We start from the raw sequence: 12385 nt of genomic DNA on the forward strand, positions 1-12385 counted from the left end.
CCCAACCCCAATCCAGCCCACCCGGCGCTCAAGGACACCCGGCCGCACAACACCCCAACCCGCACCTCGAACCACCGGCAACCCCCATCAGCCCGTCCGGCGCTTGAGGACAAGCCGTCCGCAGGACAACCCCCACCGCAGCCCAACCCACCAAGCCCACCAACCCGAACCCAGCCCGTCCGGCGTTTGAGGACAAGCCGTCCGCAGGACACCCCAACCGCACCTCGAACCACCGGTCCGGCAACCACAATCAGCCCGTCCGGCGTTTGAGGACAAAAGAGCCTCCACCCCCAGACCGCACCCACCCGCCAAAACCACCAAAAATCCCACCAGCAAAGCGCAGCGAACCCGCACGGAGGACCCCATGGCATCGACCCTCACAGGCGCCAAGATCGTCGTCACCGGAGTCACCGGCCAAGTCGCCGAACCGGTCGCCAAGATCCTCGCCCGGGACAACGACGTGTACGGCGCAGCCCGTTTCCACGACGACGAGGCCCGCGAGCGCCTGGAGGCCGCAGGCGTCACGTGCGTTCGGATCGACCTGGCCGCCGGCGACGTCGCGGCGCTGCCCGCCGACGCCGACTACGTGGTCAACTTCGCCGTCGCCAAGAACGGCGACTGGAACGTGGACCTGGACGCGAATGCGGGAGGCGTCCTGTCCCTGATGGAACACCACCAAGCCGCCCGGGCGTTCCTGCACTGCTCCTCCACGGCGGTGTACCAGCCCGCCGGCCACAAGGAGCTCGCCGAGAGCGCGTCGCTCGGCGACAACCACGGCGTGTGGTCGTTCCTGGAGACGTACAGCATCTGCAAGATCGCGGCCGAGGGCGCCGCCCGCTGGGGTGCCCGCCGCTTCGCGCTGCCGACCACGATCGCGCGACTGTCGGTGCCCTACGGCGACAACGGCGGCTGGCCCGGGATCCACCTGGAGATGATGCTCGGCGGCGCGCCGATCGACGTGCACACCAACGCGCCGAGCATCTACCACCCGATCCACGTGGACGACATCGCCGGCACTCTCCCCGCACTGTTCGCCGCGGCCACGCCCGAGGTCACCACGGTCAACTGGGGTGGCAGCGACCCGGTGAGCATCGAGGAGTGGTGCGGCTATCTGGCCGAACTCACCGGTGTCACGCCCGAGTTCAACCCCACGGACACGACCATCGACTCGGTCACGCTGGACCTGACCCGGATGCACGAGATCACCGGCCGCACCACCGTGCACTGGCGGGACGGCATGCGCCGGATGGTCGGGGCGCTGCACCCGGAACTGCTCAAGTAGCCCGCCCGCCCTCCGCGTTCGACCCGGCCCCGCTCCCGGGGAACGCATGCTCGGTGACCGGCCCGAGTACCTCGAAGCCCAGCTTCCGGTACACGGGCTCACCCACAGCCGAGGCCTGCAACACCGCGACGGGGTACCCCTCGTCGACCGCCGTGTCCAGCGCGGCCCGGGTCAGGGCCGCGCCGTATCCGCGCTGCCGGTGCGCGGCGAGCGTCGCGATGTTGTACACACCCGCGACGCCGGCGTGCGGAAAGACCTCGGCGGTGGCCACCGGCCGATCCGCCACGTACCCCACCAGGTAGCGCGCGGCGGACCCGAGCGCGGCCTCCGCGGTCAGTTCGGCGAACCGTACGACGTCCTGCGCGGAGGGCGTCCAGAGCGCGGCGAGCACCCCGGCGAAGTCGAGCAGCCCCGCGCGCGTGCGCACCGGCTCGATCCGCAACCCGGCCGGGAGCGCGGCCTCGGCGGGCGTGGTCCGACTCCACCGTGTCCACATCGCCACCTCGGTGTCGCCGACCGGCAGGCCGTGCGCCACCAGGTGCTCGGCCAGATCCGTCGGCCGCGACCCCTGCGTGACCCACCACGAGAACGGCCGTCCGGTCGCCGCAACCCGGCGCATGGTGCGCTCGACGACCGACCCCACCGTCTCGGCGGTCAGTCGCGCGCCCGCGACGATGTTGTACGAGTCGTGCCCCAGGCCGCTGTCCGCGACGACCACGCCGTCGTCCTCGTCCACCCGCATCCCGGGGGTGCTTCGGTGCACGTGGCATGCGTGCTCGGCGAGATTGCGGTCCATCGCTTCGATCGGTGCGCCCATCCGGCCATTCTCACCGGGCCCCGGCGCCCGCCCAACCCGGGTCGACCGCATGAAGCGCGGCACCGGGATCGCGTGGATGAACACCATCGCCGGCAACACCACGCCGGCCGGGCACCACACGAACGTCAACGGCACCCCGATCGCCAACTGCCGGGCACCCGGGTCGAAGATCTCCGGCCGCAGCGCGAAGTACCGCACCACCCGAGCCCGCGCTCGACCTGGAAACCGACAGGCTGCACGCCCCCCTCGACGGCCTCGCGGTCCACGCCGCGATGCGCCCCGCCCTGGTCGGCTCGGACCGGATGCGCTCGATCGTCGCCGCCCGCCTGGACGCGCTGACCGCGGCCCCGGGGTGCACCGAGCCGCCGGATGCCCGGGGACGGCGCGGCGCAACCCGTCGCCCCGTGTTCATCTGCGTCGGGTTCCCAATGTCGGCTTCGCACGGGAGCATGGAGGGCAACTGCCCTAGAGGTAGGTAGGGAGGAGCACCATGGACGGACTCGTCGTGCTCGCCGTCTCCGCGTGTCTGCTCGGCCTGACCGTACTCCTGGTGGTGCGTTCGCTCGGTCGTCGTGACCTCAGCACCGCGCCCAGGGACCTGCTGCGCGAGGACCGACTCACCGATCTCGACGAGACCGCGTGGGTGCAGGACACCGAATGGCCCCGACAGGCGGACCGGCGAACCGCGCCGGACCCGCACACCTGTCGCTGACCGTCCGGATCCGGCCGGCTTCGGGCCGCCGCGGAGGCGTCGACCCGAAGCCGGCCGGATCCGACTACGGCACCTCCGGCAACTCGCGGGGCGCCTTCGCATGCGGCGTCGGCGCATCCGGTGACTCGGGCGGTTCCGCGTCCGCGGCCACCACCTGGGCCCGGGCCCGGTCGATCCGGCGATGCCAGCGGGCCACACCCGGATCGCTGTCCGGGTCGGCGGAGCGGGCCAGCGCGACACCGTAGCCCAACTGGGCGCGCTGCAATCGGCTCTGCGCCCGGGCCGCCTTGCGACCGTGTTCGCGCTGGGCCGCCTCCACCGCTTCCTTGCGGGTCTTGTTCGAGGCGAGCGCGGCGAGTTCGCGCAGTGGCAGCAAATCCGGCTCGTCGCCCACAGCGCGCGCGAACCAGCGATACTCCTGTCGGGCGGCGAGCCGGTAGACGAAGCTCGCGATGGCGAGCACGACCAGCCCGTTGAGCACGATCTGCACGATGGTCAGGTACCAGTCGGTGCGCTCCAGGACGATCTCCAGGATCGGCGAGTTGTTCACGAAGTGCAGGGCCCACGCGACCGCGTACAGCGCGCCGGCCGCCGCGAGCCGAACCGCGAGCCGCCGCCGGACGCCGACCACCACGTATGCCGCGCCCGCGCCGGTCATCGCGGTGAACGCCGCGTGGCTCCACAGCCCGTTGACGATCGCCCGGACGAAGAAGCTGGCCATGATCCCGCCGGTCCAGGTCTCGCCCGCCTGGATCGCCGCGTTCAGCGCGTACATCACGTTCTCGACCACCTGGAACCCGAGGCCGACCAGCGCGCCGAAGACGAAGCCGTCGAGCACGCTCTCGAAGACCCGGCGGTTGATCAGGATCAGCATCACCACGCCGAGCAGCTTGAGCGTCTCCTCGACCACCGGCGCCGAGATCGAGGCACCCCAGTCGGTGGCGAACTTGGGATCCAGCTTGGACAGATAGCTGAGCACGTTGTCGTTGGCCACGAGCGCGAATCCGGTCGCCACCACGCCGCCCCACAGCACCGCGGCCACGCAGAACGACAGCGGCTCGCGCTCGAACAGGTCCAGGTGGGTGATCACGGCAAGCGCCGGGATCAACCACAGCGTGTGGATCACCACGCTCAGCACGATCGCGCCGGAGGGCGCTGCCGAGGACAGCCGGACGAAGTTGGGCACCACGCTGGCGGCGCCGAGCGCGAGCACGATCGGATACAGCCAGAACGCGGCACGCCCGGGCTGCACGATGCTGCCCGCGTCCCGCCGGCCCCGGCGATCGGTCAGCGGAGCCACACTCACGAGTCGACCACCTCCACCGAATCCACCATGGTCACCACGTCGTCGGCGATCGCCTCGGTCAGTGGTGCGGTGTGCCGGGCGGTGAGCCAGACCCCCAGACCCTGGCCGCCGCCGACCAGGACGGTGAGCGTGCCGGCCACGGTGTTCCCACCGATCGGCGCGACCAGGCCGGTGAGCCCGCGTGCGGTGGCCACCGTGGCCGGGTCGCCGCCGATCCGTCCGCGCCCGGTCGCCTCGTAACGGCGCGCCGCCGCCCTGAACGCGCCCGCGGCCGAGGACTGCCGGCCCAGCGGGGTCAACCGGTACGTGGTCGCGCCCTTGACCAGCACGCTGACCAGATCGGCCTGTGAGGCGCCCCGGTCGATCTGCCAACCCGGCGCCGGCCGATAGCGGAAGGGTCCCAGCGTGACCACCTGGCCGGCCCGCACCGGCGCGGCGCCGACGACGGAGCGGTTGAGCAGGTACGGAATCGCGATCAGGAACAACATCACGAGTGCCACCACGACCGTCGCGCGCAGTCCGTGCGTACGCGGAATCGGCCCCGACCTCGAACTCGGACTCGAATCCGGGGAGGGGGGTCGCGGGACAGGCGTGGTGAAGGACAAGCGCGACTCCTGGTTGCGGCCGACGGCGTCCTCGCCGGTACCCTCGCCGTCGCCGAAAGTCACTCGTGGCTCGACCGAAGGGGTGACTCGGTCACGGTAAAATCACGAAAACGCTGTTTTCGTCCCGCCGATCGATGGACGGCTGTTACAGAGCCGTCGAGTGACCGTTTCGATGTCCGGTTAAGGTCGTTTTTGTCAACAGCACCCCCTGACGCCTGCCGGAGCCCTTCCCTTGAACTCCCTTTCCGCACGCCGTCGTCGCGCGACGGCGCTGCTCGGTGCCGTACTCGTCGCGGTGACCGCGTCCGCGTGCGGCTCGTCCGGCGATTCGGCGGCCGAACACGCCAAGTCCACGGCGGCACCGTCGCAGTCCGGCGGCGCGGCGAGCCCGCCCGCCAAGCCCGCCGCGCCGACCAAGGCCGTGATGCCGACCGGTCCCACGACGAACTTCACGACCGCCACGACCACCACGGTCGGGCCGATCCTGATGACCTCGTACACGGGCCCCAAGTCGGGCGTCACCGGCAAGGTGTGGGTGTGGCTGCCGCCGGAGTACAACGACCCGGCCTTCGCGAAGCACGGCTTCCCGGTGCTCACGCTCTACGCGGGTGGCCAGAGCAACGGCTACAACACCTGGACCGACAACCAGTTGCCGATCCAGCAGGAGGCCGTACGCCAGAGCCGGGCCGGCACGAGTCATCCGTTCATCATGGTGATGCCGGTGCAGAACCTGGAGAAGGACGAGAAGCGCAGCCTCGAATGCAGTGACATCCCGGGACAGCCGAAGATGGGCACCTGGATGGCTCAGGACATCCCCGACCTGGTCAAGGCCAACTTCCGCACGCTGCGCGACCCGGCCGGGTGGGGGGTGATGGGTGCCTCCACCGGCGCGTTCTGCAGCGTCAAGCTCGCGCTCCAGCACCCGGACCGGTTCAAGGTCGCGGTGCCGATCGACGGCTACTTCAACCCGGACTCCCCGCTGTGGAAGGGCCACGAGGCCGAGCGGCTCGCCAACAGCCCGGACAAGCTGATCGCCGCGGGCAAGGCGGACATCGACGTGCTCGCGACCGCGGGCGGCGGGGACGCGGCCGAGGTCCGCCTGGTCAAGGCCTTCGTCGCGAAAGCAGCCCCACCCGTACGCATCGAGTACTACGAGCAGCCCGCCGGCAGGCATCTGACGTCGCACTTCAAGAAGATGATCCCGGATCTGCTCGGCTGGCTCGGCCGCCACATGTCCCCGCCCACCGCCGACTGACCGTGTCCGGATCGTCGCTGAATCCCCCTGGAAGACCACAGTGAGCCTGACCGGTACTCCCTTCTACATAACGACCATCGTGCTCGCCATCGCGGCCCTCGTGCTGGCGCTGGTCGCATGGAACCGCATCCCCGGGCCGAAGGCGGTCAGAGTCGTCGGACGGCTGTTCATGCTCGTCACGTGCCAGGCGACGGCCATCCTGATGGTCTTCGTGATGGTCAACAACGCGAACAGCCTCTACGACACCTGGGACGACTTCCTGGGCACCGGTGGCGGCCACGTGACCGAGGCCCGCGAACCGGCTCCGCCGCCGGCGCCCGAGCAGAAGCTGATCAGCAAGTTCGAGCCCGCCTCCGACGGCAAGATGGGCGACGGCGTCCAGGAGACCAACCTCAAGGGCCCGCAGTCGGCCGTCGAGGCCGAGGTCTACGTGTGGCTGCCGCCGCAGTACAAGGACCCGGCGTTCGCGGACAAGAAGTTCCCCGTCGTCGAACTACTGCCCGGCTACCCCGGCTCGGCCAAGGCCTGGTTCGGCACGCTGGACGTCAACAAGCAGCTCAAGAGCCTGATGGCCAAGGGTGAGGTGGCACCGTTCATCCTGGTCTCGCCGCGGACCAAGCTGCTCGCGGGCAACGAGGACACCGGCTGCGCGGACGTGCCGGGCAAGGCCAACGCGGACACCTGGATCTCCGGCGACGTGCGCCGCATGGTGATCGACAACTTCCGCGCCGAGACCGACCCCAAGCACTGGGCCATCGCGGGCTACTCGGCCGGCGGCCACTGCGCCGTCCGGATGGCGCTGCTGCACCCGGACCGCTACGGCGCGGGCGTGAGCCTGTCCGGCTACAACGACCCCAAGGGCGAGTCCGACTCGGTCACGTCCAAGGACCCGGCCCTGCGCGTCTCGGCGAACCCGCTGAACATCCTCAAGGGCGCACCCCAGCCCCCCAAGGTCGCCCTCTACCTGGCCGGCGAAAAGGGCGACGGCTACGGCGACGCCCAAGCCCTCAAGGCCCTCGCCAAACCCCCCACAGCCATCACCCTCGCCGAAATCAACGGCGGCGGCCACGGCACCGACGTCTGGCGCCGAATGGTCCCCGACGTCTTCCGCTGGCTCACCAAAACAATGACCTGACCCCACCCACCGACCACCACCCCAGCCCACACAACCCCACTCGGCCCGGCCGGCGCTTGAGGCCAATTCAGCCCGGCCGACGCCCGAGGTCAGCCGAACACCCCATCAGCCCGGCCGGCGCCTGAGGCCAAATCAGCCCGGCCGGCGCCTGAGGCCAAATCAGCCCGTGCGGCGCTTGAGCACACTCAGCCCGGCCGGCGCTTGAGGCCAATTCAGCCCGGCCGGCGCCTGAGGCCACCCCAGCCCGACCGACGCCCGAGGTCAGCCGAACACCCCATCAGCCCGGCCGGCGCCTGAGGCCAAATCAGCCCGGCCGGCGCCTGAGGCCAACCCCGCCACCTCCCGAACGTGCCCCCTCGCCCCCTCCGCAAGGAGCGAGTGCAGGGACAGAAACACCTTCCGAGCCTCGACCGCATTCCAATCCGCAGGCAACAACTCCGCCGGCAGCCCCGGATCCAGATACGGCAACCGCCGCCATTGCGTCAACATCGGCACGTACGTGCGAAACGCGTCGACCGTATCCACCATCGGCCGCCCCACGAGTTCGGCGGCGGCCGGACCGTACTCGTCGGTGAACAGCGCGTACTGCTCCTCGATCGCCTCGAAGTCCCACCAGTCCCCGACCGCGGAGCCCAACTCCGCGAATGCCGCATCGCCCGTGAACAGGTGTACGTAGTCCGCGAGTTCAACCCGAACCAGGGTGCGCCGAGCATCCTCCAGCAGCCGGGCCGGCGCGATCCACACCCCCGGCGACACATTGCCGAAGCCCAGCCACGTCAGCCGCGACCGCAGTTGGTGGCGGTGCGCGCGCTCGGACTCGGGCACCGAGAAGATCGCCAGCACCCAGCCGTCCTCCAGCCGCGCCGGCTCCAGGTTGCCGAAGATCCGCCGATCGCCCTCGTCGAAGATCGACTCCATCGCCGGACTGAGCCGATACCCGGTACCGTCCCGCCGCTCCTGGGTGAGCGTGCCGCGCTTCTTCAGCCGCGAGATCGCCGATCGCACCGCAGGCGCGTCCACGCCGAGTTCGCCCATCAGCACGATCAGGTCGGCGATCGAGATCCAGCCGCCGAGACCACGCACGAACGCGCCGTACACGGTGTTGATCAACGAGCTGGGCCGGGCCGGGGTCTCCGCCATGGTCGCCTTCCTCGCGGAGTCTGGTTCGCCGGCGATCCTATCCGGGAGCCGGCCCCGCCCCGGCTACCGGCGTACCCCGCGCCGCACGCCGGCGCAGTTCGCCGCGCCGCAGCTTGCCCGTGTCGGTGCGCGGCAGCTCGGACACGAACTCGACCAGCCGCGGGTACTTGTACGGCGCCATGGTCTGCTTCACGAACGTCTGGAGCGCACGCGCCGTGGCCTCGTCCGCGACCACCCCGGGGTGCAGCACCACGTATGCCTTGACCACCATCCCGCGCCGCTCGTCGGCCGCCCCGACCACCCCGCACTCGGCCACGTCCGGGTGGGCGCACAGCACCGCCTCCACCTCGGGGCCGGCGATGTTGTAGCCGGACGAGACGATCATGTCGTCGCTGCGGGCCTGGTACCAGAGGTAGCCGTCGGCGTCGCGGATGTAGGTGTCGCCGGTGATGTTCCAGCCGTCCCGCACGTAGTCGAACTGCCGCGGGTCGTCGAGGTAGCGGCAGCCGGTCGGGCCCTTGACCGCGAGCTGCCCGGGCGTACCGTCCGGGACCGGCTTGCCGTCCGGCCCCAGCACCGCGGCGCGGTAGCCGGGCACCGGAAGCCCGGTCGCCCCCGGGCGGATCGCGTCGTCGGCGGCGGAGACGAACACGTGCAACATCTCGGTCGCACCGATCCCGTCGATGATCCGCGTCCCGATCGCGTCGTGATACGCCTGCCACACGCCGACCGGCAACGCCTCGCCGGCGGACACGCAGCGCCGCACGCCCGCGAGCAGGTCGACGAGCCCGGCGCCGAGGATGGACCGGTAGGCGGTCGGCGCGGTGAACAGTACGGTGACCCGCCGCTCGGCCACGACGGCGGCGAGCTCCTCGGGGGTGGCCCGCTCCAGGAGCAGCGTGGCCGCGCCCGCCCGCAGCGGGAACACCACCAGCCCGCCGAGGCCGAAGGTGAAGCCCAGCGGCGGGGTCCCGGTGAACAGGTCGGTGGGCTCGGGGCGGACGACGTGCGCGGAGAAGGTGTCGGCGATGGCGAGTACGTCCCGGTGGAAGTGCATCGTGGCCTTCGGCCGACCGGTCGTCCCGGACGTGAACGCGATCAGCGCGACGTCGTCGCACGCGGTGTCCACCGCCTCGTACCCGGTGCTCTTCGCTGCGCAGCGGGCGGGCAGCGTGTCCTCACCGGGCCCGCCGTAGGTCAGTACGCGCAGGCCGGGGGTCCGCGCCGCGTCGAGTTCGGCGGTGAAGCGGTGATCGCACAGTGCGGCGGTGGGTCGGGCGATCTCGTGGATGGCGTCGAGTTCGTGGGCGCGCAGCAGCGGCATGGTGGTCACCACGACCGCGCCGGCCTTCAGCGCGCCGAACCAGCTCGCGACCAGCCAGGGGTTGTTGGGGCCGCGCAACAGGACCCGATTGCCGGGCACCACGCCCAGGTCCTCGGTCAGCACGTGTGCGACCTGGTTGGCCCGGGTGAGCAGGTCGCCGTAGGTCCAGGTCTCGTCGGCGGTCAGCAGGCAGCGCCGGTGCGCCCCGTGCCGCGCGATGGTGTCGTCGAGCAGTGCGACGGCGCAGTTGAGCCGGTCCGGATAGCACGCTTCCGGCAGCTCGAAGATCAGCTCGGGCCACTGCTCGACCGGCGGCAGCCGATCCCGGGAGAACGTGTCGACGTGTGCGGAGGGACGGAGCTGCATGGCCGGCACCTCATCATCCTGTTGCCATCGTGACGACAGTCAACGGTACGCGACATCTGCCCTCGGGGACATCCCCTTGCCCCCGCGGGCGGCAGGCGGCAGGCGGGCCGTCAGTCGGCGGTGCCGTCGACCACCAGCACCGTGCCCCGGCCGATCGCACAGACCGTCTCGCCGCCGTCGGCGCCCCGCATGATCAGGCTGCAGTCGCAGACCGCCTGCCGACGACCGGCATGCACGATCCGCGCCTCGGCGCGCAACACGGCACCGAGCGCCGGCCGCAGGTACTGAACGGAAACGCTGCCGGTGAGCACGGCCGAGCCGAGGGTGCTGCCGGCCGCGAAGGTGATCGCGTTGTCGGCCGCGTAGGCGAGCACGCCGCCGTGCAAGTAGCCGTTCTGTTGCCGGAGTTCGTCGCGGACGTCGACCTCCAGGGTGGCCCGCCCACCGCCGAACTCGGTGATCCTGGCCCCGACGAGTCGGCTGAACGGCTGGGCGGCGAGCACGGATCGGGCGAAGTCGAGCGCCTCGGAGCCGGTCGGCGGGTCGGCGGGGGTCTCGGTCATCGCGGTATCACCTTTCGCTCGGGAAACCGGCCCGGCGGGGAGCGGATACGGGCAGGTGATCATCGAACCAGAGTCCGAATCACCGCCGCCGGGGCCCGGTGTGCACAATCGGGGCATGTTCGAACTGCTGCCGGGCGTGGGCGTGGTGTTGCCGCGCGGCGCCGGCATGCTGCGCTTCGGGATGAGCGAGCGGCAGGCCCAATGGGCACTGTCCACCGTGGTGGACGTGCGCCCCTACTGGTCGTGCGCCGGGACGCGCCGGGTCGACGACGGCCACCGGGAGTTCTGGAGCTTCGGCGGCGGATCGGGCACCCTGCGCATCGACGTGACCGGCTCCGAGCACGGGTGCCGCACGATCGTCTTCGAACGCGAGCCCGGCACCGAGACGGACCCGGTCGTCTGGCGGGACGTCGACGTGTTCGGATATCCCGCCGCCGAGGTCGAGGCGGCACTGCCGACGACGGCGGTATGCGCGGAACTCGGGCTGATCCTGGACCCGGAGCCGACGATCGGCGGGGGCCGGATGGCGCGGGCGCGACTGACCATCGAGGGCGTGTCGGCATACCGGAACCGCTGACCCCGTCGGATGCGGTTCGTCACACGGCGGCGTCATGGCGAAGTTGGACAGCTTCCCTTACCGTAGGCGCGCGTTTCGGCCCCGGCCGGCCCGCGGTGGGCCCGCCCCCGCCGTGGCCGCGGTCGACACCGAAGCCTCGGCCCCGAAGAAGGAGAGCGACGTCATGGCGCGGAACAAGCTGGGTGTGGCGATCGTGGGAACCGGTTTCGGGTGCATCACCCACCTGCCCGCCTTCCGGGACGCGGGCTTCGAGGTACGGGCGCTGGTCGGCCGGGACCCGGTGCGTACCGCCGAGCGGGCCGAGCGCTTCGGGGTGCCGTACGCGTTCACCGACCTCGACGCGGCGCTCGCCCTGGACGGCGTGGACGCGGTGACCGTGGCCACGCCGCCGCACACGCACGCCGAGATCGTGCTCGCGGCGGTCGCGGCGGGCAAGCACGTGGTGTGCGAGAAGCCGTTCGCGAGCGACGCGAACGAGGCGGCGCGGATGTTGGCGGCGGCGCAGCAGGCCGGCGTCGTGCACATGCTGGGCACCGAGTTCCGCTGGCAGTCCTCGCAGGCCCTGCTCGCGCGGCTGATCGCGGCCGGCGCGATCGGCGAACCCCGGCTCGCCACCTGGTTGTTGCACATCCCGGTACTGACCGGACCGGCCGCCGAGGTGCCCGCGTGGTGGGGTCGGGCCGAGGACGGCGGCGGCTGGCTGGGGGCGCACGCCTCGCACTGGATCGACCAGATCCGGCACACGCTCGGCGAGTTCGCGGGCGTCAGCGCGGGCCTGCCACTGGTCGCGGACCGGCCGGGGCAGACCGCCGAGGACACCTTCAACATCCGCTTCCGCACGGTGACCGGTGTCGAGGGCACGCTGCAAAGCTCCGCCGGGATCTACGGGCCGCCGCTGATGACCACGCGCGTGGCCGGCACCCACGGCACGGCCTGGGTCGAGTTCGACGACGTCTGGCTCGCCGACGCCTCCGGCGACCGCCGCGTGGAAACCCCCGCCGACCTGGTCAACCCGGACCCGATCGCGCCCCCGTCCGACCTGATGCACACCGCCTATGACCTGCTCCACTCGATGGGCATCGACCGTGCGCCGTACACCCGCCTCGCCGCCGCGTTCGCCGCCCTGATCGACGGCGACCCCGCCGCCGAGGCCCCCCGGCACGCCACCTTCGCCGACGGCGTCGCCGGCCAACGCGTCCTCGACGCCGTCCGCGCCTCCGCAGCCGCCGGCGGTCGATGGGTCCCGTGCAGCCGGTAATCGAGGGATTCGGCACGCCGGGCCGTGCCGTTGCCCCGGAAACGG

The 12385-nt window shown here is 71.3% G+C and carries 13 protein-coding genes; 7 read left to right on the top strand and 6 right to left on the bottom strand.

The genetic code is table 11. From position 1 onward, the window contains the following. Positions 1 to 364: 364 nt before the first annotated feature. Complete coding sequence (locus tag ACFZBU_RS33610; RefSeq protein WP_391587494.1) at positions 365 to 1282, top strand: NAD-dependent epimerase/dehydratase family protein; 918 nt, start codon at positions 365 to 367, stop codon at positions 1280 to 1282. Here ACFZBU_RS33610 and ACFZBU_RS33615 read toward each other — a convergent pair. Continuing rightward, positions 1275 to 2297, bottom strand: coding sequence for a GNAT family N-acetyltransferase (locus tag ACFZBU_RS33615; protein ID WP_391587495.1), 1023 nt, complete (start codon positions 2295 to 2297; stop codon positions 1275 to 1277). The two genes, ACFZBU_RS33610 and ACFZBU_RS33615, sit on opposite strands and share 8 nt — an antisense overlap. Positions 2298 to 2332: 35 nt before the next feature. On the opposite strand from ACFZBU_RS33615, the gene ACFZBU_RS33620 reads away from it, so the two are divergent. Both ACFZBU_RS33620 and ACFZBU_RS33625 read left to right on the top strand, forming a co-directional pair. Beyond that, the gene (locus ACFZBU_RS33620; protein WP_391587643.1) at positions 2333 to 2578 is read left to right on the top strand and encodes a hypothetical protein; all 246 of its coding nucleotides are present in this window, start codon (positions 2333 to 2335) and stop codon (positions 2576 to 2578) included. An 11-nt stretch (positions 2579 to 2589) separates the two neighbouring features. Continuing rightward, the gene (locus tag ACFZBU_RS33625; RefSeq protein WP_391587496.1) at positions 2590 to 2811 is read left to right on the top strand and encodes a hypothetical protein; all 222 of its coding nucleotides are present in this window, start codon (positions 2590 to 2592) and stop codon (positions 2809 to 2811) included. A gap of 64 nt (positions 2812 to 2875) precedes the next feature. Here the strand turns inward: ACFZBU_RS33625 and ACFZBU_RS33630 are convergent, their stop codons facing one another. Continuing rightward, positions 2876 to 4117 (bottom strand): PrsW family intramembrane metalloprotease, encoded by a 1242-nt coding sequence (locus tag ACFZBU_RS33630; RefSeq protein ID WP_391587497.1) that lies wholly within the window; start codon positions 4115 to 4117, stop codon positions 2876 to 2878. After that, entirely contained in the window at positions 4114 to 4785 is a 672-nt protein-coding gene (locus tag ACFZBU_RS33635) for a hypothetical protein (RefSeq protein WP_391587498.1), read from the bottom strand. Before ACFZBU_RS33635 ends, ACFZBU_RS33630 begins: the two co-directional genes overlap by 4 nt. A gap of 169 nt (positions 4786 to 4954) precedes the next feature. Here ACFZBU_RS33635 and ACFZBU_RS33640 point away from each other — a divergent pair, with 169 nt between their 5' ends. Continuing rightward, positions 4955 to 5977 carry an alpha/beta hydrolase gene (locus ACFZBU_RS33640; protein ID WP_391587499.1) on the top strand — a complete coding sequence of 341 codons (1023 nt, stop codon included), beginning with the start codon at positions 4955 to 4957 and terminating at the stop codon, positions 5975 to 5977. A 40-nt stretch (positions 5978 to 6017) separates the two neighbouring features. Next, a complete protein-coding gene (locus ACFZBU_RS33645) occupies positions 6018 to 7112 on the top strand; it encodes an alpha/beta hydrolase (RefSeq protein WP_391587500.1) in 1095 nt (364 codons plus the stop codon). Between the two features lie 261 nt (positions 7113 to 7373). Here ACFZBU_RS33645 and ACFZBU_RS33650 read toward each other — a convergent pair whose 3' ends face one another. From ACFZBU_RS33650 to ACFZBU_RS33660, 3 genes are all read right to left on the bottom strand, one after another. Further along, positions 7374 to 8252 carry a PaaX family transcriptional regulator C-terminal domain-containing protein gene (locus ACFZBU_RS33650; RefSeq protein ID WP_391587501.1) on the bottom strand — a complete coding sequence of 293 codons (879 nt, stop codon included), beginning with the start codon at positions 8250 to 8252 and terminating at the stop codon, positions 7374 to 7376. A 37-nt stretch (positions 8253 to 8289) separates the two neighbouring features. Then, positions 8290 to 9942 carry an AMP-binding protein gene (locus ACFZBU_RS33655; protein ID WP_391587502.1) on the bottom strand — a complete coding sequence of 551 codons (1653 nt, stop codon included), beginning with the start codon at positions 9940 to 9942 and terminating at the stop codon, positions 8290 to 8292. 110 nt (positions 9943 to 10052) lie between these two features. Next, complete coding sequence (locus ACFZBU_RS33660; RefSeq protein ID WP_391587503.1) at positions 10053 to 10505, bottom strand: PaaI family thioesterase; 453 nt, start codon at positions 10503 to 10505, stop codon at positions 10053 to 10055. A gap of 115 nt (positions 10506 to 10620) precedes the next feature. On the opposite strand from ACFZBU_RS33660, the gene ACFZBU_RS33665 reads away from it, so the two are divergent. Beyond that, the gene (locus ACFZBU_RS33665) at positions 10621 to 11082 is read left to right on the top strand and encodes a hypothetical protein (protein WP_391587504.1); all 462 of its coding nucleotides are present in this window, start codon (positions 10621 to 10623) and stop codon (positions 11080 to 11082) included. A gap of 163 nt (positions 11083 to 11245) precedes the next feature. Beyond that, positions 11246 to 12340 (top strand): Gfo/Idh/MocA family protein, encoded by a 1095-nt coding sequence (locus ACFZBU_RS33670; protein WP_391587505.1) that lies wholly within the window; start codon positions 11246 to 11248, stop codon positions 12338 to 12340. Positions 12341 to 12385: the final 45 nt, after the last annotated feature.

Source organism: Embleya sp. NPDC008237 (assembly GCF_042956465.1).
In the GTDB taxonomy this organism is placed as follows: Bacteria; Actinomycetota; Actinomycetes; order Streptomycetales; family Streptomycetaceae; genus Embleya.